This is a genomic window from Corynebacterium comes (assembly GCF_009734405.1).
In the GTDB taxonomy this organism is placed as follows: Bacteria; Actinomycetota; Actinomycetes; order Mycobacteriales; family Mycobacteriaceae; genus Corynebacterium; species Corynebacterium comes.
The window spans coordinates 2,758,435-2,782,228 of the sequence record NZ_CP046453.1 but is presented as its reverse complement, the minus strand read 5'-3'; the positions used below and the strand labels follow the sequence as shown (position 1 = coordinate 2,782,228).

The following is a 23,794-nucleotide window of genomic DNA, read 5'->3' as shown; positions in this document are numbered from 1 at the left end:
GCCATCATGACCAACGTTCATCATCTTGATCCCGCACTCTTCCGTGAGGCCCTGGGGCACCACCCCACCGGTGTCGCCGTCATTTCGAGCATCGATGCCGAGGGGCAGCCCATCGGATTGGTGGTCGGCACCTTCAACTCCGTCTCCCTCGACCCCCCTCTCGTCGGCTTTTTCCCCATGCGGGAGTCCCGCAGCTGGGCCGAGGTGCAGAAGGCCGGATTCTTCACCGTGAACATCTTCGCCCACGATCAGGAGGACGTCTGTCGGGCACTGACCCGTCGGCAGCCGGACAAATTCGCGGGCCTGAACTGGACTCCCTCCACCAATGGTTCCCCCGTCCTGGACGACGTCGTACTCAGCATCGACTGCACCCTGGCGGATGTGGCGCCCGCCGGAGACCACCACTTCGTCACTGGACTGGTGGAGGACGTCACCATCCACCGGCCGGTGCCGCCCCTGCTTTTCTTCCAGGGCGGCTACGGTGGTTTCGTTCCCCGTTCCTTCGTCGCCCCCAGCGACGCCATCATTGCCGAGGCAGTGCAGCTGGTGCAGAGCATCCGCACCGACATGGAGGAGTTGGCGACCGCCACTGATGGCGAGGTCGCGGCCTATGCCCTGGTCGAAGACCATGCCGTGGCCGTCGCAGTGGCCAAGGCTGAGAACCTGTCCGCCGCCACGGTCATCGGTTCGAAGATTCCGTTGACTCCCCCGTTCGGTGAGGTGTTCCTCACCAATGCACCGCAATCAGCCATCGATGACTGGTTCGCCAAGGCGGACCGCATGGGCGAGGATATCGCCGGGATCTCCCGCCAGCGGTTGACACATCTGCAGGCCAACGGCTGGACCGGTTCCCACACCGGCCCCTACCGTGACAGCCGACTCTTCCCTGCGCTGGTCAACTACGGCACAGAAGAAATCACCCCGGCACGTGACCGGGAACTGCGGAACCTGCTGACCGAGGCGGCATCTGATCTCCTGCCGCCCGATGCGCGGAACACCGGACGACACCCCGGCGCGAGCCTGGTGGCCCCGATTCTCAATTCCGACGGCAGATGCACCCTGATGCTGCGACTCTCCCACCTGCCGCGCCTCTCCGTCCCGGAGGTTGAGGACTGCGGCCGTAGCCTGCTCGAGATCGCATCCCGCGCCCATAGCGGCAGCAGGCACACCGATACCCGAGAGATGGAGAACGTCCGATGACCACGACACCCGCTCTGGAAGTGCGGACCCTGGCACCCGAACAGCAACTGGGGCAGTTCGTCACCGACTTCCAGGGTGAGGAGATACCGCCGGAGGTGCGGCAGGTGGTTCGCAGCGTGATCAGGACGATCTTCGGGACAATGGTCGCCGGTGCAGACCAGGACGGCATCGCGGAGCTGCGCAGTTATCTTCTGCGACAGGGTGGGGTCCCGGAAGCCAGGAGCATCATTTTCGGCGACCACCTGCCGGCCGTCAACGCCGCCCTCTTCAACGGGACCATGGCCCGGGCGCTTGATTACTGCGATCTCATGGTTCCCGGACTACACCTCGGTTCCTCGGTGATTCCGGCTGCGCTGGCTGCGGCGGAACTCAAGGGTCCGTGCACCGGGGCGGAGTTCGAGACTGCGGTGCTGGTTGGTCTTGAGGTCGGTGCCAGCCTGAATCTGACGGAGGAGCAGTTCGATGGATTCGACCCGACCGGTGTGGTCGGCGTCTTTGCGGCCACGGCCTCCGCAGCCCGACTGCTGGAGCTCAGCGAAGAGGAGACGATCAATGCCCTCGGTCTGGCCTTCAACCGTTCCGCAGGCAGTTTCCAGTCCAATACGGACGCCAGTCTCGCTGTGCGGCTGATCCAGGGTTTCGCGGCCTCCAACGCGATTCAGTGTGTTCAGCTGGCACAGCTCGGTTTCACGGGCCCGGAGAACTTCCTCGCTGGACGCTTCGGTTATGCGCATCTCTGGGGCCGCGATCAGGTCGAGGCCGAGGATCTGGTCGCCGGGCTGGGTACGGAATGGAAGATCATCAACGACTTCTTCAAGAAGTACCCGTGCTGCGGTCTCGCCCAGGGCCCCACGGATCTCGCCTTCCGGAGCATCCGGGCTCTTGACATCACAGCAGATGATATCGAGGCCATTGACCTCTACCTTCCGGAGTTCGCCTTCAACCTGATCGGACAGCGATTCGAGCCCGGCTCAAACCCGCGGGTCAATGCGCAGTTCAGTGCGCAGTACTGCATCGTCAACGCCATTGTCCGGGGGGAATCCAGACTGGCAGACTTCGAGCCGACCGCAGTGGCGGAGCTCGTGGACCATCCGCTGCATGAGCGGGTCAGGGTGCATCATGACCCGATGATCAGCGGGCATTCCGCCACTCGTTTCCTGCTGCGTACTTTCGCGGGCGAGATCTGGGCGGAGTTTCTGCCGATCGGTCCCGGCTACCCCGGCAATCCGCTCACTGAAGCTGAGCACGCCGGTGGTTTCCAGGACTGCCTCGACTACGCGCCCTACCCGCTGGAGCCGTCCCAACAGGAGACCCTGGAGGCCGCTATCCTGGATATTCGCTCCGTGGCAGACATCAATGAGGTGATCAACGCCCTCATGAGTCAGCACACACCTGAGTAGGTGCGGGTGTGAATTCTGGTGGAGGGACCGTACTCCTGAAAGCGGTCCCACCGGAGATGGCTGTGAGTTCCACACGCACAGCCATTCATTCCTGTTATTCGCAGTTGATACCGTCGTTGTCCCCGTCGCCGTACCAGTGGTACTCGGAGTTGACTCCAGCGACATAAGGTCCGTAACCGGCGGCCTTGGCTTTCGCGCAGCTGCTGAACCGGGGATCCAGGCCACCCGTCTCCGCCACCGGTGCCGGGGCAACGGCCGCAGGTTCGACCACCGGGTCCGTCACCACTGCCGGAGCAGGTTCCGGTGACTGAGTGGCCGTGGTGTCCACCTCGTAGACGGTGGCCGCCGTCTGATCGTCGGGAAGCACCTGGCCGGGGCAGGTGGCCAGCACCTTGCCCATGGCGTCCTTCTCCGCAGCGGTGATCCACAGGTCATAACGTGCCTTCACCGCGATCTGCCGGGCAACGTAGTCACAGCGGAAGGGCCGGTTGGCCGGTAGCCACGTCGCGGCGTCACCGTCGCCCTTCTGCATGTTGGCCGGCCCGTCGACGGCCAGCAGGTTCAACGGATCGTTGGCGAACTCGGTGCGGGTGGCCTCATCGAGTTGCTGGGCGCCTTTCTGCCAGGCATCCGACAGGGCGACGACGTGGTCGATCTGGACGGCTGTGGAGGTCTCCTGGCCCCGGAGGAAGTGGATCTCGGTGGCGGTGTAGGGGTCATCGAGCACACCGGTGAGCACCACGCAGTCGTGGGTTCCGGGCCGGAAGGTCTCGAAGGCGAGGTCGCGTGCGAGCATGTCGTTGCGGGTGTCACAGCCGTCGTGGTCGGTGTCCGCCCACGCGGGCCCGAACTGCTCCCGGTCGTATCCGGTCTTCGGGGCGCGGCCCTTGACCGCCAGGGACTCCAGCGCGGCGAACGCGCTCCCTGCCGCCCCGTCACCGGTTTCCAAGGTGGTGGTGTCGGCAGAGGACAGGGCGGTGGCATCCACTGCCGATGAGACGGCGGTCTCCGCCGCGCCTGAACCGGACGTTCCCTCATCAGGCGATGTGCACCCCACTGCGGCCAGGGCCACGGTCAGCACTGCTCCGGAAACTGTGATCAAACGCCGAAACATCATGGTGACTCCCCTGGGTAATAATGAAACTGATATCCAATGAAGTATTCCATGAGTGAGATATCGTCCTGCCACGGGTGCGGGAGTCACTTCCCGACGGCGTCGACAAGCAACATGGCAGACACCGGTGATCCCCTCCGGACCATAAATGGCCCGGAGGGGATCACCGGTGGTTCTCTACACGCGCAGCGACTCGCGGTTCAGGGGGGCCTCTCGGGGGGCCTGCGCCTGGTTCATGTGCCGGGCGAAGAACTCGGTCAGCTCATGGGTCGCGTGCAGTGGAAGAACATGGGCGACGTACTGGTCGGGGCGGACCACCACGATGGCGCCCTGACGGTCAATGTGGCGCATGTCGAAGATGTCCTCATCCGGCAGCACGCCGTAGGCCCGCTCCAGGTCACGAACCTTGTAGGGACCGACCTCGGGGCGGAACGCGGTGGGGACGTCGGGAATGTTGATCCCGGTGTGCGGCTGCTGGAAGATCACGTTCAGCTCGAAGTATGCATCGAGATCCTCACCTGCCGGGGTGTAGAGCTGTGTCGGGGACTCCGGAGACTCACTGAACCAGGTGGCCAGGTTGTTGAACTCGGAGGGCTCACCGACAGTTGGGGCGTCTGCGAAAATGTACAGCCGCCACTTGCCGTCCGCCTTGGCCTGATGTCCGATGTGCAGCGGATTGCCGTCGCACACCCGGGCCACCCTGGCGGACTTGAAGCGCTTGCCCACCGGGAAGCCTGCGGCCAACTGCTGGTGGGTGTCTTCACCGGTGATCATGGAAGGCGCGTAGCAGGTCATGAATCCGGCCGGGAACTCCGCGTTCTTGAGCACGAACTGCTCCACCTCGCCGGCGTCCTCGAAATCCTCCGGGCGTTTGGCCAGCAGTGAGGACCACTCGCGGTCAAAGGCGATGAGGTTCTCCGCCACAATCCTGCGTTCCTGGGAATAGGTCTGCAGCAGGGATTCCGGGCTTCGGCCGGTGAGTACGTGGCCCAGTTTCCAGCCAAGGTTGAAGCCGTCGGCCATTGACACGTTCATGCCCTGGGCTGCCTTGGCGCTGTGGGTGTGGCAGGCATCTCCGGCGATGAAGACGCGAGGGTTGCCCGCGCCGTCCGCCGGGGCATCATCGAAGCTGTCGGTGATGCGGTGGCCCACCTCGTAGATGCTGTTCCAGACCACGTTGGCCACCTCGAGGGTGTACGGGTGGAGGATGTCGTTCGCCTTGGTGATGATCTCCTCGAGAGGCGTTTTCCGGATCTCACGTGACTGCTCGGGCAGAACCTCACCCATGTCCACGTAGAGGCGGACCAGGTGACCGCCTTCACGTGGGATGACCAGGATGCTGCCACCGCTGTCTGACTGGATCACCGAGCGGAGTCTGATGTCCGGGAAATCCGTGCGCACGAGTACATCCATCACGCCCCAGGCGTGGTTGGCCTGCCTTCCCTCGAGCTTGCGGCCGATGGCGGTGCGGACGCTGCTGCGTGCGCCGTCGGTGCCGAGGACGTACCTGGTGCGGATGGTCCGCTCCTCCCCTGCCCGCGGGCCGGTGGTGTGGCGGATCTTCACCACCACCGGGTGATCACCTTCTCCGGTGTTCTCCAGGGCGAGGAACTCCACGCCGTAATTGGGCTGCATCCGGGTCGGTGAGAAGGCCATTGACTCAGCGAAGAAGTCTAGGATGCGTGACTGGCTGATGGTCACGTGGGGGAACTCGCTGATCTCCATGGGGTCGTCCGGGGTGAGCGCGGTGCGGATGATGTTCTCGGGCTTTTTCGGATCTGGTTTCCAGACTGACATCTCGGTGATGTGGTATGCCTCATCGCTCAGCTGGTTGGCGAAACCGAAGGCCTGGAAGGCCTCCATACTGCGGGCCTGGACACCGTCGGCGTGACCGAATTCCAGGCGTTCTGCGCGGCGTTCAATGAGTCGGGTGTGGACGGTGCCGTACCGGGCCAGCTGGGCCGCAGCGATCATGCCGGTGGGGCCGGCGCCGACGATGAGGACATCCATTTCATCGGGTAGCTCTTCCGACCAGTTCTCTCCGATCTCCGAGGCGGGCAGGAGGCGCGGGTCGGTGGATACATATCCGTGGTGATGGAACTGCATGTTTTCTCCTCCAAATTTCTGAAGATATGGCTGGGTTCGGTTTCCGGACGAAATCACGTGCGATGGGACAGCCGGCGAGGCGACCCGGGGACTTCAGATCTGCGCCACATTACTTGGAGTGCTCCAGGTCGCTATTGGAACTCCATCGTGATCCCTGCCACACGTACGCTACCACCACGTGGACTAAAAGATCCACCACATGAACCATTGACGTGAGAAACGTGATGTGTTTCACTAGGTGAGCCAAAGGGCCCACTCAGCGAAACTCTGTTAGGTGGTTGAGCGGCATGTCCCCCCGCCCTCAGCTGTTCCCTGGTACGCGACACACCCGTCGACCCCCTGAGCCTCAACCAGGATTTAGGGCGTCGAGACAGGACCATTTCTCTCCTGAATGCCGGTACGTCCAGATGATCCGAGTGACAGCATGGACAAAGCCGAACTCCCCAGAATCATCCCTGCCGCCCCGGCACCCGACACCCACTCCCCAACCCGGAGGAATGATGAACACCACAACGACAAACGACACGACACTGCGGGAGAAGATCGACCAGCGACCCATGAGGGCCCGCCAGTGGGTCATCATCGGTGTCGCAGTTCTGCTGATGATGACCGAAGGTTATGACGTCCAGGCGATGGCTTTCACCTCGAGTGCCGTCTTGGAGGACCTCGGACTCAACGGCTCCCAGCTCGGCATGCTGCTCAGCGCCGGTCTGATCGGCATGGCCATCGGCACCGCCGGAGTCGGCCCCTTTGCCGACCGCTACGGCCGTCGCCCCGTTCTGCTCGCGTCGATTGCGGTGAACGCACTCGGCCTGTTCCTGACCGCCACGGCTGATTCGACCAGCGAGATCCTCATCTGGCGACTGGTCACCGGCCTGGGTATCGGCGGCATCATGACCTCCGGAATTGTGCTCGTCTCCGAATACGCGAACGCGAAGTACCGTCCCCTGGCACTGAGCGTCTACTCCGCAGGCTTCCCCATCGGCGCCACCTTCGGCGGACTTGCCGCGGTCCCGGTCATCCAGAACTTCGGCTGGCAGGGTGTGTTCTACCTGGGTGGCTCCATCACCCTGGCAGTGCTCGTCGGAGTGGCGGTATTCATCCCAGAATCGCTGGATCATCTGGCGACGCGCTACCGCAACGGCAGCGAGAAAGCCCATGGCCAGGCCACCGAGATCGCACATCGTCTGAAGATCGAGGGCCCGATCGTGCTGGGCTCCGCAGAGAGCAAGACCAGGTCCCGCAGTGGTTACGGCGCCCTGTTCTCCCGAGAGAACGTCCGAGGCACACTGCTGCTCTGGGGCATGTACTTCCTGGTCATGTCCTCCTTCTACTTCGCCAGTTCCTGGACTCCGCGACTCCTCGTCGAAATCGGCCTGACCGCCGAGCAGGGTATCTGGGGTGGATTGGTGATCATGGCCGGCGGTCTCGTCGGAAACATCCTCTACGGCTTCTGCGCCGCCCGCTGGGATCCCCGTCGGGTGATGGTCGTTTTCGCCAGCCTCAGCGCGACCATGATGGTCGCTTTTGCCACCACCACCTCAACGCTCTTCCTGGCGCTGGGAATCGGTCTGCTGCTCGGTGTGTTCATCAACGGCTGCATGGCCGCGCTGTACACGATCGCCCCGATGTCCTACACATCTGACCTGCGTTCCACCGGAGTCGGTATGGCCATGGGCATCGGTCGATGCGGCAGCATCCTCGCACCCATCCTGGTCGGCGGGCTGCTCGACATCGGTTGGGCGCCGATCGCCATGTACATCATGTTCGCGGTGGTCCTGCTCATTGTCGCCGGAATTGCCCCCGCACTGCCCCGCCGCCAGGGAGTCAAGGAAAACCTCTCCTCGTCGGAAGGGCCGGGTGTGAGCACCCCGGAGAAGAGCTTTTCCTACGCCGCTGACTGACACCTGACACTCCCGGAACGGAAAGCGCCCCAGGCACATGCCTGGGGCGCTTCATTCATCCGGAGTCAGTTCACGCCGACCACCTGAACCTCGGCGACCTCGGCCTGCCCGGTGAACCACATCAGCACTCCTCCGCTCACCTGGAGGTCGAGGTCGAGGCTGTTGCGGCCCTCGTGGAGGGTGGCGTCGGCGAGCAGGGGCAACCCTGAGGGGTCCTGCTTCCGGACACCCTCCGGCACCCCGTAGACCTCCACCGCGACGTCGCCGACCGGGACGTCGATGACCAGGTGCTGCAGCTCGGCCGGGTCGGAGAGGGTGAGAACCACGCCGGCGGGAATCGACGGCGTCGACCAGACCGTTGCAGTGTCGCCGTCGTTGAGTTCCGGTGCGGAGGTGGCGGCGATCTCCTGGACGCGACCCAGCGGGCGCGGGGCGGTCTCGGTGGCGGAGCCCTGGATGGACTCGGAGTCGACCGGGGTCTCCTGCCTGCCGCCGCCGATGACGCTGACCAGGTAGGCGGTCAGTCCTGCGACGAGCACCACGGTACCGATGGAGACCACGCCGATGAGTGCGGCGGACTTCCGGGAGTAGGCCTTGGCGCCGAAGCCGGCCCGCTCGTCGGGCTGCGGTTCATCGTCGATCTCGACCACCAGGGTGTCCGGTTCCTCGTCGGCCACGCCGGCGAAGGCCCGCAGCCGGGTCGCCAGGGTCTTCATGTCGGTCTCCGCGATGAAGTCGTCCAGACCCGCGCTGGCGGACGCCAGGAGCTTCAGGGCGGAGGTGACGGAGGCCTGGTCACGTTCGGCGGTGGCGCCGGGGAGCACGGCCGGGAAGGCGAGGACCGCCTCGCCGTCGGTGGAGATGCGGATTCGCGCACGGTTGTCCAGCCCGAGGGGACGGGGGCCGGAGGCGGCGTCGGCGAGCGGTGCGATGGCGGCGGCGACCGCGTGCGGGTCGAGGTGGCCGTCGGCGGCCACCGCGCCCAGCGATGAACCCGGGACCCAGTCAGCGACCACGAGGCAGCCGTTGCGGTAGGCCAGCACCTCGATGTTCTCGGCGACCCCCGGCCGACCCGCGATGTTGCGTGTACGACGGGAGACCTCGGCGGCGGCTCCCGCGGCGGCGGCCGGGGAGGCCGGCGCCATCGGCGCGTTGCCGGAGGTGTCCACGAATGTCAGTGCCACCTCCCGGCCGGTGGCAAGTTCCTTCGCGTGCCAGAAGCGCGCGCCGGGCACCGAACCATGGTCGACGAGGAGGCGGAAGCGGCCGTCGGACACCGGGGCGCCCGGCACCAGGCGTGGCCCGCGGACGACGCCGGCCGACATCGGGGCGGGCGGCGGCGAGGAGTTGAAGGGGTCCATCGCCGAGAACTGGGCGGAAACCTCCTGCGGATCGGGCTCCTCGACCTTGATCTCCTTGCTGGCGTCCGGGCGGATGAAGCGGGAGATGCCCGGGATGCGGGCGAAGGCACGGCCCAGGTTCTGCACCTCCGGCAGCCCGGAGAAGCTCAGGGCGATGCCGGTGGCGATGAGGAAGATGACGCCGTCGACGCCCACGCGCACGAGCACGCCGAAGGAGCCCAGATCGTTGAGGAGGTCGGGGGCGAAGGCCCGGATGGTGAAGTCCACGAACAGCGCCACCGCCACGCCGATGAGCGAGGCCGCGCCCGCCCACATGGTTGTACGTATCTGGGAACGGGTGCCCAGATGGCCGAGCTTGCGGCGCAGCAGCAGTGCACCGATGACGGCGCCGGCGACGAAGCCGAAGCCGTTGGCGGCGCCCAGCAGGATGACCACGCGGGAGGGCGAGGTGGCCACCAGCGGAGCGAGCAGCGACAGGACGATTTTCGTGGCGGTGATGCCGGCGATGATGAAGGTCGGGGTCCAGGCTTCCTCACGCGCGTAGAAGACGCGCAGGTGCAGCAGCACCAGTGCGTACGGCAGGAGGGTGAAGGCGGAGAAGCTCAGCGTCAGGCCCAGCAGCGTTCCAGACTCGGTGTCGAAGTTGCGGTAGGAGAACAGCGCCACGCCGATCTCGGGGCCGAAAGCGGTGAAGAACACCACGATCGGGATCAGCGCGATGAAGGTGAGTTTGGTGCCCAGATTGAGGTCGTCGATCACCGCACGGTCGTCGCCGTCGGCTGCGTTGCGCGACAGTCGCGGCATGATGGCGGTGAGCAGGGTGACCCCGATGATGCCGTAGGGCACCTGCAGCAGCAGCCACGCCTGCTGATAGATCAGCGGTGCCGCCTTGTCCGAGAGGGAGGCGATCTGGGTGGTCACGGCGTAGCCGACCTGTGAGATCGCCACGTACACCACGATGGCCACGGCCATGCCACCGAACTGCCTGAGGCGGGCGTCCATGCCCCATAGTGGGCGCAGATTGATACCCGCCTTCTTCAGGTACGGCAGCATGATCACCGCCTGCACCACCACACCGAGTGTGGTGCCCAGGCCCAGCAGGAGGACGTGGGGGTCGGTGATGCCGGAGGGGGCCTCGTCGAGCAGGGAGCCCGGGAGGGTCATGTACAGGGTCAGGACGGCGATGGAGACGACGTTGTTCGCCACGGGCGCCCAGGCCCCGGGTTTGAATATGCCCCGGGTGTTCAGCACCGCCATGAACAGTGCGAATATGCCGTAGAAGAAGATCTGCGGCAGCAGCAGATAGGCGAAAGACGTCGACTGGACGATGTTGACCTGGCCGTCTGCGTTGAGCAGCATCCTGGTCAGCAGGGGCGCGCCGATCACCGCGAGCAACGTCACCACGATCAGCAGCGACGCCGAGAGGGTGAACAGCCGGCGGAAGAAGGCCTCACCCCGGTCGGGGTCCTCCTTCTCCGCGCGCACCAGCACCGGCACCACCAGGGAGGTGAGGACCGCGCCGAGCACGATCTCCGTGATCAGGTTCGGCAACGTGTTCGCGGTGTTGAAGGCGGAGCCGACGGCCGGACCCAGCGTCGCACCGATGAGGAGGTTGCGGAGGAAGCCGGTGATGCGCGAAATCAGCGTCGCAATCGCCATGGAACCACCGGCGCGCACCACGTCCGAGTCGGAGGCCACGCCGGAGTCGCCGGGGAGCAGGACGGGTGCGGCCGTCAGCCGTGAGCGGTCAGGTGCCCGGGCCGGCGCCGGGGCCCGCTGCTCCGGCACCGGGGCCGGAGGCGTCGGGGCGACGAAGCGGGCGCGCTGGCCGGATGAGAGGTTGTCGGTGGAGTTCACTCACAAAGCCGTTCTTGAGGTTCTAGGGGCGCTGTCGGTCACGTCGGCGGTGTCGGCCGACGCGGAAGAGCAGCATCAGGGACAACCCCACCACGAGGAGCAGGGCGATGCCGTAGGTGCCGACGATACCGGCCCGCGTCTGCACCGTGATGTCCACCGGGGTGGAAATCGGTGAACCGTCCCGGGTGGCCAACCACAGCGTCAGCTGCGTCTGGTCCCGCTCGGCGGGGAGGTCGGCGGTCATCTGCACCGTAATCGATCCGTACGCCGGAATATGCACCCGGCCGGGCACGTCGATCGTGGCACCCTCCGGCCCCGAGTACACCAGCTCGGCGTCCACGGGCAGCGGCAGGCCGTTCTCGGCGACGATGAGGAGCGGAGAGCTTTCCGACGCCCGCGTGTACACGTTGCCCGGGGGAATCAGGGCCACCGAACCCCGCAGGTCCTGCAGCGTCCGGCGGTTGGCGTCCAGCCGCCGGCCGGCCGCCGCCACCACATCCTCGTAGCTGCCCAGACTGCTTCTCGACGTCGCCGTCAGGCTCGTCAGCACATCCCGGCGCAGCGGGAGCGTGAAACCGTAGCGGGTGAGGTTGATGCCGGGGTCGTTGACCATCATGCGGGTGAGGTCATCCGTGTAGCGGGCCTGCTGACCAGCGCGCAGCACCTCGGTGTCGCTGACCACCGAAGGATCCGCGTAGGGCGAACCGAAGCGCGTGACGCCGAGCGTCGGCGGGGACAGCGGCTGCGAGTCGAGCTCCTCCGCCTGCTCCGTTCCCGGGGTCACGGCCTGGTCGAGGGGAAGCGGGGTCGCGGCGTCCTCGGCCAGGAGCTCGGCGGTGGTGGACAGGAGGATGGAGGCGGTGCGGGCGTCGAGAAGCGAAGCCGGGAGGACGAGCACGGGCTCCGGCGACTGTGCCCAGTCGCCCGGCAGCGTCTGCTCCGCGACGGCGAGCCGGACGGCCGAGCCGGCGGTCAGCGCCCGGGCCGTGATGGAGTCGAGCCGGTAGTCGAAACGCGAATCCGGGTTGGAGTAGCCCGTGGTCTGCGGGCTCGGGCCGGTGGACGACAGCAGCGCCCCCAGCGCACCCGGATAGGTCACCGCCGTAATGCCGGGCGCCAGGCGGGCGAAGCTGCCGGCACGTGGGACCCCCCACACCGTGTTGTCGGCGACGAGCACCTGCACCGGGGTCTGCGGGGGCGGCGCCCCCGTCATGTCGGGCAGCTCCGTGGATTCCAGGGCAGTGTCATCCGCGTCCGTGGGCTGTGGGACGCGGCTGGCCACCGAGGCCTCCCAGGCGGCCTGCATCCCCTGCTGCAGCACCATGGAGCTCGTCTGGTCCGCCCAACCCAGGGCCGTGGTGGTCTGCTCAGTGACGTAGCCGGAGGCGGGGATGACCACGTTGCCCGCGGGGGCCGCACCCAGTTCGGCCTGCAGCGTCGCCGGACCGCGTTGCACCAGCTCCCGGAACAGCCACTCGTCCTCCGTGGCGGCCACCGCATTGACGTCCGCGTTGGCCCACGGCAGCGCCACCGTGCACCCGGCGCCGGCCGTTGCGCTCAGCCGTGTCAGCCACTCCTGTGCGTCCGCCACTCCCCTGCCGGGCTCGCCCGAGTCGGATTCGTCATCCGAGCCCCAGCTGTCACGCAGTCGCTGGGACTTCTTCGTCAGGGAGGGGCGCTCATCCGCGACGGTGTAGCCCTCCGCCATGCGGGCGACCGTCTCCACCAGCGCGGGGTCGATGGCCAGGCACGTGCCCTGGCTCAGTTCCGCGGCGTTCGGACCGGTCGTGGTGGCGGTGGCGTAGGTGTGCAGGATGTCGGTGAGCCGCCCACCCGGGGCAAGCTGGTCCGCGAGCTGCTCCGACTGCAGGATCAGCGGCGGATCCTCGGGGGCCTGGCCCGTTTCGCCGGGAACGATGTCCACCGGCGCCGTCAACGGCACCACCAGGCTCACTCCGGGGGTCTGCGCGTCGGCTTCTTCTTCACCTTCAGAAGTGAGGAGCATCCGCTCCGTGCCCAGAGACAGGACGCCCGGTTCCCCCACCGCGCCCGCCAGCGAGAACATCAGGGGCGTCGTACCCGGCTCAAGGCCGAGTGAATCCAGTGTGAGCGTGACGTCACGACGCTCGCCCGGGCCGAGTTCGCCCTTCAGGTCCAGGGAGGTACCGAAGTACGGGTAGGCGTCCCGGCCGAGGGCGAGCACACGGCGGGCCTCCCCCACCGTGGGTGCGGCGTCGGCGCGCCGGGGAGTCACCGAGAGGTCCGACACCACGTCCCCGGAGTTGTTGTACACCGAGAGGACCGCCCGCCGTGAGTCAGCCTCGAGGACCTCCACACCGACGTCGGTGCGCTCGTCCGGGCGGGCGAAGGGGTTGGTCCACTGGTCGGCGACCGCGGGGTCCGTGGGGGACACGGGGGTGGGGAGGGCATAGGCGGGCGTCGAAAAGCACAGTAATGCCGCGACCACCAGGCCCCGGGCCCGGATCACCGCGGGGTCGTCCTTCCTGCGGTCTTCTCCTCCCGCGCCAGCTCAGGCAGAAGATCGTGCGCGGTGCGCGCGAGCTTGCGTTCATCTGCGTACGCCAGGTGCTCGATGAGTTCCGAGACGGGAATCCACGACACCTCGGTAACCTCCGGATCCTCGTCATTGAGGTCGCCGTCGACGAAGCGCAGCAGGTGGTGGTGGACCGTCTTGTGGATGCGTACGCCATCGGAGACGAACCAGTAGTCGATCACGCCCAGATCGGCGAAGGCCTCGCCGTGGACGCCGGTCTCCTCCCACACCTCGCGCTCGGCGGTGGCGCGGCGGTCCTCACCCGGTTCCACGTGACCCTTCGGCATCGACCACAGCAGCCGTCCCCGGCGGTCCAGACGGCCGATGAGCGCAACGTAGATGCGGCCCAGATCGACCTCGCCGGCGTCATTGACAGCCTCCGCCAGGCCCGAGACCACGAGTCCACCCGCGGACGTCTCATCCCGGGTGACCATGCGGTTCTGCTGCTGCGCACGCTGCGGATTACGCTGCGTGTTGCGCTGCGGGCGGCGCCGACCGCTCCGGCGAGGTTTCTGTTCCTTCTGCTCAGGGGGGGTCTGGGCCTGGTTCTGAGGGGCCGCACCCGACTGATTTCCGGAACCACGACGACGCGACCGGCGGCGTCGCCGGCGCTTTGGGCTCTGGGAATCATTCTCAGTCATCCCCCTGATCGTATCCCCTGCGGCGACCTTTCCGAATTCCCTGGGTACCGCGTGTCCCCGGTAGACTCCACAGGTGTGAATCCCGACGAATCTCTGACTCCCCTGGCACTCCTGGCGAAGGCCGATCAGGCGATCTCGTCTCTGGAGGATGTGCTCGCTGACCTCGTCGCCGAGTTCGCCGCCCGTGACCTGCCGCTCTACCTCGTCGGCGGTTCCGTCCGCGACGCCATCCTCGGCCGCCTGGGCAACGATCTGGACTTCACCACCCCGGCCCGCCCCGAGATGATCAAGGAGATCCTCGAATCCTGGGCCGGCACCGTGTGGGACACCGGCATCGACTTCGGCACCGTCTCCGCCCAACACCGAGGCCAGCAGATAGAGATCACCACCTTCCGCTCCGACACCTACGACGGCCAGAGCCGCAACCCCGAGGTCGTCTTCGGCGATACCCTCGAGGGCGACCTCGTCCGCCGTGACTTCCGCATCAACGCCATGGCCGTCGAGCTGCTCATCGATGACCGCGGTTCCCTCACCGGACGTTTCCATGACCCCGTCGGCGGTCTCGAGGACCTGGAGCACAAGCGACTGGACACCCCCGACACCCCGGAGATCTCCTTCCACGACGACCCGCTGCGCATGCTGCGGGCGGCCCGCTTCGTCTCCCACCTGGGGTTCGGGGTCGCCGACCGGGTGAAAGAGGCCATGAACGACATGTCGGAGCAGATCAACCGCATCACCGTCGAACGCATCCAGCTGGAGCTGAACAAGCTCATGGAGGGCGCCGCCCCGTGGACCGGAATGAACCTCCTGGTCAACACCGGCATTGCCGCACACGTCTTCCCCGAGATCCCCGCCATGCGTGACATGAAAGACGAGCACCACCAGCACAAGGACGTCTACGCCCACTCCATGCAGGTGCTGCGCCAGGCCATCGAGCAGGAAGAGGACGGTCCCGACCTCGTCCTGCGCTGGGCGGCACTGCTCCATGACTGCGGCAAGCCGCAGACCCGTGCCTTCAATGACGACGGCCGCGTCACCTTCCACCACCACGAAGTGGTCGGCGCCAAGCTCATCCGGCGTCGCCTGCGCGAGCTGAAATATTCGAAGCAGATGGTCGCTGACATCAGTCAGCTGGTGTACCTGCACATGCGTTTCTACGGTTTCGGTGAAGGCCAGTGGACAGACTCGGCCGTGCGCCGCTACGTCACCGACGCCGGGCCGCTGCTCCCCCGCCTGCACAAGCTCGTGCGCGCGGATTCCACCACCCGCAACCAGCGCAAGGCCGCCCGCCTCCAGCGCACCTACGACCACCTCGAGGATCGCATCGCCGAGATCGCCGAACGGGAGGACCTCGCCCGCGTGCGTCCCGACCTGGACGGCAACGAGATCATGGTTATCCTGGACATGCCCCCGGGGCCGGCCGTGGGCCGCGCCTGGACGTTCCTCAAGGAGCTGCGTCTTGAACGGGGCCCGCTCGAACGTGAGGAAGCAATTGCGGAACTGCGCACGTGGTGGGAAGCTGAACAGTCACAGGACAAGAGCTAACAGGAGGTAGTCGCCGTGTCGATGTCCGATTTCTACGCCGACCGTCTCTTCAACGCCCTCGAGCGCAACGATCCGGCCCCCGGCATGCTGCTCGTGGCGGCGCCCGGCATGTTTTCCGAAGAGTTCAACCGCTCGGTCGTCCTCATCATCGAGCACAACGAACAGCTGACCTTCGGCGTCAACCTGGCGTCGCGAAGCGATCTGGCGGTCTTCAACATCATGCCGGAGTGGTTGCCCGCCGTGGCCAAGCCGCAGGCGCTCTACATCGGTGGCCCGCTCAACCAGCAGTCGGTCGTCGGGCTGGCGATGACCAAGGCGGGCGTCGATATTGATGACACCGAGCACCTCAACCGACTGGCCAACCGCCTCGCCCACGTCGACCTGCGTGCCGAACCCGGCGACGTCGCGGAACTCGTCGAGGGCATGCGTCTGTTCGCCGGGTACGCCGAGTGGTCCCCGGGCCAGCTCGCCGGCGAGATCGAGCGTGGGGACTGGTACGTCACCCCGGCCCTGCCCACCGACGTCATCGTCCCCGGCCGTACCGACCTGTGGGGCCACGTCATGCGTCGTCAGCAGATGCCGCTTCCGCTGTTCTCCACCTTCCCGGCGGACCTGGCGGACAATTGATCGACGAGATCCGCGGGGGTGTCCGGGACAGCTGGGCGGTCGCGCTCGGACTCATTCCCCTGGGGCTGGCCTTCGGACTGCTCATGACACAGGTCGGCTTCGCCTGGTGGTGGACCCCGATCTTCTCGGTCCTCATCTACGCCGGATCCATGGAGTACCTGGCCGTCAGCCTCATCACCGCGGGCGTCGGCCCCGTCTCCGCTGCCGTCACCGGCCTCATGGTGAATTTCCGGCACATCTTCTACGGACTGACCTTTCCCCGGCATCTCGTATCGAGCGGTGCCGGGCGTGCTTACTCCACGTACGCGCTCACAGATGAGTCCTATGCCATCGCATCCGCACGCAGGCCCTCAAGCGGTATCCATGTGTTGACGATCCAGGTCTTCTGTCAGCTGATGTGGGTCATCCCCGGCATCGTGGGCGCGCTGGCGGGCCTCGTGGTCCCCTCCGGTATCCAGGGCATGGAATTCGCGCTTGTGGCCCTCTTCGTCGTTCTGGCGTGGGAGACCTTCCGCAACAATCGTGACCTCTCGCTGATCCTGCTCGCCGGCGGGCTGGCCGTCCTGGTGGGCCTGGTGGCGCCCGATCAGCTGCTGATGATCGCCCTGAGCGCCTACTTCCTCGCCCTCATCGGGCGCTACCTCTGCCCGGGCCTGGACAGGGCCCTCGAGTGGCGGGTGTGATGTACGGACTTCCCGAGGGTGTGACCCTCGCCGAGGTCATCGCCGTCCTCATGCCCATCGGCCTGATCACGTTCGCCTTGCGCTGGTTGCCGTTCACATTCGTGGACGCCCTCAAAGGCAACCAGTTCTTCGCTCTGCTCGGTCGCATGATGCCGGTGGGCGTGATGACGGTGCTGGTGGTCTACACCCTCTTCGGGCAGGCGGGAGCGCCCGGTGGCGTGCTCGCGGCCCTGTTCGGGGTGGCCGTGACGCTCGGGCTGCATGCATGGAGGCGGGACTCGGGACTGTCGATCCTGGGCGGGACCCTGGCCTACATGGGCCTGGTCAACTTCGTCTTCTAGAGTCCGGGGAAGGTCGCCATCGCCTCGGCCCACAGGCCCTCGAACTCTTCGGGAGTCAGGAAACTGTGCTCGATGTCGGGGAAGTCGGCGTAGGTGTCGGGGTGGGGCACCACCGGGTTCGGGGTGTTTGCCATGCCGGTCGACTTTTCCTGGGTGGCGGCACCCCGGATGACGTCTGAGGGGTCCAGTTCGATCATGCGGATCATGGCGCAGGTCTGGGGGTCCATCTCAGCGAGCTCGGCCACATGGATGATGGAGCCGGCGCCCGGGATGGACAGTTCAATGCGGACGTGGAAGTTCGGTTTCACGTGAAACATCGTGCGTCGCGCGGCGTCGAAAAGCAATCAGGAGCGAAGGATGACGGGCTGCCGCGGCGGCGCCTGGCGAGCGTAACGCGAGGCGAGCCAGGAGCACATCATCAACTGGACCTGGTGGAAGATCATCAGCGGGAGGATGAGCAGTCCGAGGCCGGCGCCGCCGAAGATGACCGATGCCATGGGAAGTCCCGTCGCCAGCGACTTCTTCGTGCCGCAGAACTGGATGGCTTTAATGTCCTTCTCGTTGAAGCCCAGGCGGCGCGCGGTGAAGCGGGTCAGGGACAGCATGATGGCGACCAGGACGATGGAGAACCCGATGAGGAAAATGATCTCTCCCACGGAAACCTGAGACCACACGCCCGCAACCATGCCGGCGGAGAACGCCGAGTAGACCACCATCGTGATGGAACCGCGGTCGACGATCTTCGTCGCCTTGCTGGCGGCGTAACTCTTGACCCACTTGCGCAGCAGTTGTCCCAGGATGAACGGCAGGAGCAGCAATACGGCGATGTCGATGAACACCTGAGCGTCGACATTGATGCGGTCGCCGGCCGACATCAGCAGCATCACCAGCAGCGGGGTGAGGAACACCCCCGCCAGGTTGGAGGTGCTCGCCGCCACGATGGCGCCAGCGTAGTTGCCCCGGGCGATGGAGGTGAAAGCGACGGAGGACTGGACGGTCGAGGGGACCAGGGTCATGAAGAGGATGCCCATGTACAGATCCTCGGAGATGACCATCGTCAGGGGCTTCAGCGCGAGGCCGATGAGGGGGAACACGAGAAACGTGAATGCCAGGATGAGCAGATGCAGGCGCCAGTGCATGAGGCCCTTAAGCGCCTCACTGGTGGACAGGCGCGCGCCGTAGAGGAAGAAGAGGAGGGCGATCGCGATGTTGGTCGCCGTGGCGAACCACTCCGCGACACTGCCACGAACGGGGGCGATGATTGCCACCACCACCGCAAGAATAATCAGGAGGATGAGCGGGTCAGTCCGCTTGAAGAGGGACAACATGCCTTGAAGTGTACGACCCGACCTAGAGTGGGGCACATGACGTCACTTTTCACTTCCCTTCGTTTAAGAGATCTGGAGATCCCCAACCGCGTGTGGCTGCCGCCGATGTGCCAGTACCACGCATTCGACGCAGACGGCACCCCCGAGGACTGGCACATGGTCCACTACGGCGCGCGCGCCGCGGGTGGCTTCGGCCTCATCATCGCGGAGTCCACCGGCGTGGTTCCCGAAGGGCGAATCTCCCCCCTGTGTACCGGCCTGTGGAACGACCGGCAGGAGGAAGCCTGGGCCCGCATCGTCCGTTTCGCCCACTCCCAGGGTTCGAAAATCGGCATCCAGCTCAACCATGCCGGGCGGAAGGCCTCGACCGTTCCGGCCCGCCCCGGCCAGAAGCCGGTCAATGACACCGACACCATCCCCGTCGGCCACGGTGGCTGGGTCGCGATCGCCCCCTCCGCGATCGCCAACGACGGCCTCGCGGTCCCCCGCGAAATGACTGCCGCGGAGATCGAGGCGATCCCCGGCCAGTTCGCCGCCTCCGCCGAGCGCGCCGTGCGGGCAGGATTCGACACCATTGAGATTCACGGCGCCCACGGCTACCTCCTGCACCAGTTCCTCACTCCCCTGGCCAACCACCGCACCGACGAATGGGGCGGCTCATTCGAGAATCGCACCCGACTGATTCTTCAGGTCGTCGACGCAGTGCGCAAGGTGATCCCCGAGGGGATGCCGATGATCGTTCGCCTCTCCGCCACGGACTGGATCGAGGGAGCATGGGATCTGGAACAGACGATTTCACTGGCGGGGCTGCTCAGAGAGGAAGGCGCCGACCTCATCGACGTCACCACCGGCGGAGCCGCGAAAGCCACGATTCCTGTCGGCCCCGGCTACCAGGTCCGCTTCGCGGCTGAGATACGCCGACGCGCCGGCATCCCCACCGCGGCCGTCGGCATGATCACCGATCCGGAGCAGGCCGAGCAAATCCTGGACGACTCGCTTGCCGACGCCGTCCTCATCGGCCGCGCCGCCCTCCGCGACGCCGCCTGGCCGCTGCGCGCGGCACACGAGCTCGGAATCGACCGGGAGAAGATCCCCTACCCGGGTTCCTACTGGCGCGCTAGGTTCTGACCCTCAGCTTTTCTCCCTCCTGCTCCACCGTTGCCGGAGTCAGTGAATCACGGGCGACTCCGGAAACCACGGAACCATCGGCGATGTTGAACACCGAGTTGTGTGCGGTGCATCGGACGGTGTCCCCCTCCACCTCGGTGATCGGGTTCCGCTGATGCGGGCATTCCTGGGAGTAGGCGACGTATGATCCTGCGCTGGGCTGTGCGATGATGAATCCGTTGAAGATCGCGGCGCTGCCCACCGGCACGTCCGTGGCGGCAACCTCCAGACCCGGTTCGCTGCCGCAGGCAGCCAGGAATGCGCCCGCGAACGTGGTGGCAGTTCCCAGCAGAAAAATGCGACGGTTGCAGACGGTGTCTTTCAAGGAATCAGATTCAGACATGATCCCATTATGCCTGCTCACTACTGGTTATGGAATCGTTGAAAAAACTACAATTGAGGTAGCCCAATATCATGCTTTGCCATGATTGAAAAATGCTTTGATTGAATATCTGATTCATTTTGGCACTCAATTATAGAATTTGCTTTGAAGGCGGAATTTCGGTTGTTTCTGATGGGGTGCGAGTGCCACCCAGTTTCGTCACTGTGATGATAAAGGATGGGCGAACTCAGTGCGCACTCCACCCCAATGCACTTTCGCTTCACCGCGATCCTGCACCCCTTGGTGATCTCCACACACAAGGGAACCAGCTACCGCATCGTCGACCGTGAGAGTGTCCTACCGCCGATCGCTGCCGAGCGTCAGCCACACCAGAAATCACACGACACTCGGCTGCATTCCGACCGTTAGAGGGCGGGGAACAGCGGGGCCGGCCTAAGAAGAATTCCTGAAAGCGCCTGACGCAAACTTGGAGCATCTTAACCGCCGCGGTGATCCCACGGTCAGCGAACCACACCCTCGAACGACCGTCGATGACGGTGTGGACGAAGCAATGGCCCATGGTCGAGGACCGGTGCTGTACGCCCTGTTTGCATCCGACAAAGCGCCACCCTGCACCGTCGGGGATACTGCCGAACTTGGTGACATCCCCAGGTATCAGGTCACCGGGTGGTGGTGTTCGTAGCGCGGGACAGCCGGTTGAGACGGCACGCGCGCCACACCTGTGTACAGCGCCGCAAGGGCCCCAGGCGCTTGCGCAGCCCCAGGGACACGATCCGCTTGGCCACCTTCTTCAGTGTCTTCAACGGGCTGGCGGGTGGTCGCGACGACCGGTCGGCCATGGATGCTCCAGTGTGACTGGGGTGGTCAGGGCACTTCCCATTCCACACGGAGTTCTTCGCTACGTCAACGGGTCACACAAACTCGACCAACGTCTCCGGTCAGTACAACTAGAACTTGTCTGTCATGGGCGCCGTTGTGACATGGAATTTCCCTCATTGAATTTCCCGTTGACGGGCACCCCACAGGCCGAGTCCCATGAGCGTGAACGCCGCCAGGCTCATCCATACGTGCACTCCCCACGACCCGTCTTCTGCGGTGACCACATACTCAAAAGGTGAAATATCGATGAGCCAGCGAGGGGCGTCTAGGACCGGGCCGAACAAAGTGAGCATCGCAGCGGCAACAACAGGTGCCCACGCGAAGTGGGTGGCGTGCGGGAGGCAACCAACCAGAGCGAGGGCCATGGCGGTGAGCATCAGCGTGGGGGCGAGCTGCGACCCGGCGGCGAAGATGAGAGTTTCATGGTCCGTTGCAGTCGTGGATTCCTGACTCCATAGTCCGATCCAGCCACCCACGAGGATCGCCCCGGTTCCGCTCAAGGTAGCAACCGAAGCAACCAGTCCTGCCATCCCGAGCGGTACCCAACGCCGGATGCCGGTTGATCGTTGGAGATCTACAGTTCTGTCCAGCTCACCGGATCGGTAGGTGACGATCGTTTGAATTCCCATCGTCGCCACAAGAATGCCGCAGATCTTCGCTGTATAGGCGATGAACTCTGTTTTCATGTTGCCAGTGCCGAACATCTCCTTAAACACCTGGCCGACATTCGCCTCCGCCTCCATCCACGCGCTCAATGATCCGGTGAGTGCGATGAAGAACGCTGCGAGCCCCGTGATGACAAGGATCCAGGTGATCACCGTTCCCCGGTTGAGCACTACGTAGAGGTGAAGGGGGCCACGGATGTGGCGACCCCCAGCTCGACCCAATTCTGGCACCCTGACCAGAGGCTGACCGTACTCGCGGTAGCGCTCAGCCATCAGCACTGCAGCTGCCCCTGCGATTGATATGCCGACAAGGACCGACAGGGCCCCCCAGTCATCCGAGACGTAGGGGCGGACCACGGTCTTCCATCCCAGCGGCGACAACCAGTTGAGCCAACCGGCATTCTGTGAGTCTGCGACGGCTCTGGTGATGAATGAGACCGCAACGGTGAGCAGGCCGACTCGCGTTATTGAGGACGGGTTCCGCACACAGAGCAGACACAACTGCGCGAACAGAGCGGAGCCGATCATGGTCAAGGCGATCACGGCCCCAGAAGTTACCGCCCCTTCGGCTGGTAGCTCATCGACATAGAGCCCTGAAAGCAACAGGACGAAAGTGCTTCCCATGCCCACCACAAAGGAGGCTAAGGACGTCGTGAGCAGAGCGGCCGCAGCAGGGGTCGTTCGGCCGATTCCGGTGGAGAGTCGAAGTTCCATCTGCCCGTGGCTCTCCTCTTTGCGATGCAAACCGACCATCAGCAGGACCGCCATCACTGAGCCGAGAATGATCATCATCGACCCCGCCTCCCACATGACAATCTGGCCCAGTGACGCAGGCGACTCAAGTGGTCCCCACATCGCTGTCATCCCGGAGTTCTGCTGCATGCCGGCAAGGAAGGAAGCGCGGTCCCGGGGTGTCGGATAGTAGCTCTCATATGCAGGCGGAAAAACGGCGAGGAATGTCCACAGTGCCAGCATCCAGATGATGAGAAACGTTGCACGCAGTCGAAGGTTGAGGCGGATCATGGCTTCACCGGCTTTTCGACCTCTCCGTAATGCGCGAGGAACATCTCCTCGATGCTCGCCGGGGTGGAGGTAATGTCCTCTCCCCCGGCGTCGAGAACGGCCCGCAGGACATCGGGGACATTCTCGCGTGCTGTTGTGACGCGGAGGCGACCGTCGTGGAAGGAGACGTTGGGGAATGCTCTGAGTGCCGGTGTTTCACGTGAAACCTTTGCAGTGATCTCGTGGGCAGAGAGATGTTTCAACTCCAGCAGGCTGCCGCTCTCCACGGTTTTGCCGTCACGGATAATGGTCATATAGTCACAGAGCTTCTCCACTTCGCTCAAGATGTGGCTGGATAGTAGGACGGCAGCTCCGCGGTCACGCTCCTGTCTGACCTGCTCGACAAACTCCCGCTCCATGAGCGGGTCCAGGCCCGCAGTGGGTTCATCTAGAATGAGGACTTCCGCCCCCATGGAGAGTGCCGCGACAAGGGTGACTTTGCGCCGGTTTCCGGTGGAGTACTCCCGGCACTTCTTGTCGGGATCGAGATTGAATGCCTGGATAAGTTCCTCCTCCCGCTTCTTGTTGACTTTAGGGCCGCGCAGCGATTCCAGAGTTCGGAACACTTCCCTTCCGGTGAGGCTGGGCCACAGGGCGATGTCGCCGGGGATGTACCCCACCCGCTTGAGGATGGAAGGCGTGCGCCGCGGGTCCTTCCCCAAGACAGTCGCGGTGCCGGAGCTGGCATGGAGGACGCCGAGCAGAATGCGGATGGCCGTGGATTTGCCGGATCCGTTGGGTCCGAGGAATCCATGAATGGTGCCAGGTTTCACCGTCAGGTTCAGGCCGTCCAGGGCATTGAAATCTCCGAAGGTCTTCACCAGATCGCGGACCTCGATGACAGAGCTCACGGCCTTCACTCCCCGATCGTTTCACGTGAAACATCTATGACGCTCGGATCGCCACATAATGGGGTCGACAGGGACCACGCTAAGAGGTGTTCCATGGGGCCAGACACTCCTTTTCCGATGGCTGAGCGGTGGTCACGCCTCATGGTGCCCGGAGATGCACCCGCGA

At 65.0% G+C, this 23,794-nt stretch carries 17 protein-coding genes and 2 pseudogenes; 8 read left to right on the top strand and 11 right to left on the bottom strand.

The features are described 5' to 3' along the window. Window positions 1-6: 6 nt before the first annotated feature. Window positions 7-1,200 carry a flavin reductase family protein gene (locus CETAM_RS13170; protein ID WP_156229265.1) on the top strand — a complete coding sequence of 398 codons (1,194 nt, stop codon included), beginning with the start codon at window positions 7-9 and terminating at the stop codon, window positions 1,198-1,200. Next, window positions 1,197-2,600: an MmgE/PrpD family protein gene (locus CETAM_RS13165; protein ID WP_156229264.1), complete on the top strand. Its 1,404-nt coding sequence runs from the start codon at window positions 1,197-1,199 to the stop codon at window positions 2,598-2,600. Before CETAM_RS13170 ends, CETAM_RS13165 begins: the two co-directional genes overlap by 4 nt. Window positions 2,601-2,694: 94 nt before the next feature. Here the strand turns inward: CETAM_RS13165 and CETAM_RS13160 are convergent, their stop codons facing one another. Both CETAM_RS13160 and CETAM_RS13155 read right to left on the bottom strand, forming a co-directional pair. Continuing rightward, window positions 2,695-3,717 (bottom strand): GmrSD restriction endonuclease domain-containing protein, encoded by a 1,023-nt coding sequence (locus CETAM_RS13160; RefSeq protein WP_407923937.1) that lies wholly within the window; start codon window positions 3,715-3,717, stop codon window positions 2,695-2,697. A 174-nt stretch (window positions 3,718-3,891) separates the two neighbouring features. Beyond that, complete coding sequence (locus CETAM_RS13155; RefSeq protein WP_156229263.1) at window positions 3,892-5,820, bottom strand: FAD-dependent monooxygenase; 1,929 nt, start codon at window positions 5,818-5,820, stop codon at window positions 3,892-3,894. Window positions 5,821-6,317: 497 nt separating this feature from the next. Between CETAM_RS13155 and CETAM_RS13150 the strand changes: the two genes are divergently transcribed. Beyond that, complete coding sequence (locus CETAM_RS13150) at window positions 6,318-7,724, top strand: MFS transporter (RefSeq protein ID WP_231587518.1); 1,407 nt, start codon at window positions 6,318-6,320, stop codon at window positions 7,722-7,724. A gap of 65 nt (window positions 7,725-7,789) precedes the next feature. Here the strand turns inward: CETAM_RS13150 and CETAM_RS13145 are convergent, their stop codons facing one another. From CETAM_RS13145 to CETAM_RS13135, 3 genes and pseudogenes are all read right to left on the bottom strand, one after another. Continuing rightward, the gene (locus CETAM_RS13145) at window positions 7,790-10,942 is read right to left on the bottom strand and encodes a murein biosynthesis integral membrane protein MurJ (RefSeq protein WP_231587517.1); all 3,153 of its coding nucleotides are present in this window, start codon (window positions 10,940-10,942) and stop codon (window positions 7,790-7,792) included. A gap of 22 nt (window positions 10,943-10,964) precedes the next feature. Continuing rightward, window positions 10,965-13,355 carry a hypothetical protein gene (locus CETAM_RS13140; RefSeq protein WP_156229261.1) on the bottom strand — a complete coding sequence of 797 codons (2,391 nt, stop codon included), beginning with the start codon at window positions 13,353-13,355 and terminating at the stop codon, window positions 10,965-10,967. A 71-nt stretch (window positions 13,356-13,426) separates the two neighbouring features. Then, a pseudogene (locus CETAM_RS13135) lies at window positions 13,427-13,927 on the bottom strand (NUDIX hydrolase); the annotation flags it as partial. Window positions 13,928-14,188: 261 nt separating this feature from the next. Between CETAM_RS13135 and CETAM_RS13130 the strand changes: the two are divergent. Genes CETAM_RS13130 through CETAM_RS13115 form a run of 4 tightly spaced genes read left to right on the top strand, consistent with a single transcriptional unit; the run spans window position 14,189 to window position 17,333 of the window. Next, window positions 14,189-15,682 carry a CCA tRNA nucleotidyltransferase gene (locus CETAM_RS13130; protein WP_156229260.1) on the top strand — a complete coding sequence of 498 codons (1,494 nt, stop codon included), beginning with the start codon at window positions 14,189-14,191 and terminating at the stop codon, window positions 15,680-15,682. Between the two features lie 21 nt (window positions 15,683-15,703). After that, entirely contained in the window at window positions 15,704-16,309 is a 606-nt protein-coding gene (locus tag CETAM_RS13125) for a YqgE/AlgH family protein (RefSeq protein WP_156229527.1), read from the top strand. Next, window positions 16,306-16,992, top strand: coding sequence for an AzlC family ABC transporter permease (locus CETAM_RS13120; protein WP_156229259.1), 687 nt, complete (start codon window positions 16,306-16,308; stop codon window positions 16,990-16,992). Before CETAM_RS13125 ends, CETAM_RS13120 begins: the two co-directional genes overlap by 4 nt. After that, window positions 16,992-17,333 (top strand): branched-chain amino acid transporter permease, encoded by a 342-nt coding sequence (locus CETAM_RS13115; RefSeq protein ID WP_156229258.1) that lies wholly within the window; start codon window positions 16,992-16,994, stop codon window positions 17,331-17,333. Before CETAM_RS13120 ends, CETAM_RS13115 begins: the two co-directional genes overlap by 1 nt. On the opposite strand, the gene CETAM_RS13110 is transcribed toward CETAM_RS13115, so the two are convergent. Both CETAM_RS13110 and CETAM_RS13105 read right to left on the bottom strand, forming a co-directional pair. Then, a complete protein-coding gene (locus tag CETAM_RS13110; protein WP_156229526.1) occupies window positions 17,330-17,650 on the bottom strand; it encodes a hypothetical protein in 321 nt (106 codons plus the stop codon). The two genes, CETAM_RS13115 and CETAM_RS13110, sit on opposite strands and share 4 nt — an antisense overlap. 27 nt (window positions 17,651-17,677) lie before the next feature. Further along, a complete protein-coding gene (locus tag CETAM_RS13105; protein ID WP_156229257.1) occupies window positions 17,678-18,661 on the bottom strand; it encodes a bile acid:sodium symporter family protein in 984 nt (327 codons plus the stop codon). Between the two features lie 36 nt (window positions 18,662-18,697). Here CETAM_RS13105 and CETAM_RS13100 point away from each other — a divergent pair, with 36 nt between their 5' ends. Further along, a complete protein-coding gene (locus CETAM_RS13100; protein WP_156229256.1) occupies window positions 18,698-19,789 on the top strand; it encodes an NADH:flavin oxidoreductase/NADH oxidase in 1,092 nt (363 codons plus the stop codon). On the opposite strand, the gene CETAM_RS13095 is transcribed toward CETAM_RS13100, so the two are convergent. From CETAM_RS13095 to CETAM_RS13085, 4 genes and pseudogenes are all read right to left on the bottom strand, one after another. Next, on the bottom strand, window positions 19,779-20,171 hold the full coding sequence (locus tag CETAM_RS13095; protein ID WP_156229255.1) for a Rieske (2Fe-2S) protein: 393 nt from the start codon (window positions 20,169-20,171) through the stop codon (window positions 19,779-19,781). The genes CETAM_RS13100 and CETAM_RS13095 overlap by 11 nt on opposite strands. Window positions 20,172-20,670: 499 nt before the next feature. Beyond that, window positions 20,671-21,019: pseudogene (locus CETAM_RS13875) on the bottom strand (IS481 family transposase); the annotation flags it as partial. A 144-nt stretch (window positions 21,020-21,163) separates the two neighbouring features. Further along, complete coding sequence (locus tag CETAM_RS13090; protein WP_156229254.1) at window positions 21,164-22,738, bottom strand: hypothetical protein; 1,575 nt, start codon at window positions 22,736-22,738, stop codon at window positions 21,164-21,166. Further along, the gene (locus tag CETAM_RS13085; RefSeq protein ID WP_407923936.1) at window positions 22,735-23,628 is read right to left on the bottom strand and encodes an ABC transporter ATP-binding protein; all 894 of its coding nucleotides are present in this window, start codon (window positions 23,626-23,628) and stop codon (window positions 22,735-22,737) included. The genes CETAM_RS13090 and CETAM_RS13085 overlap by 4 nt, the downstream gene beginning before the upstream one ends. Window positions 23,629-23,794: the final 166 nt, after the last annotated feature.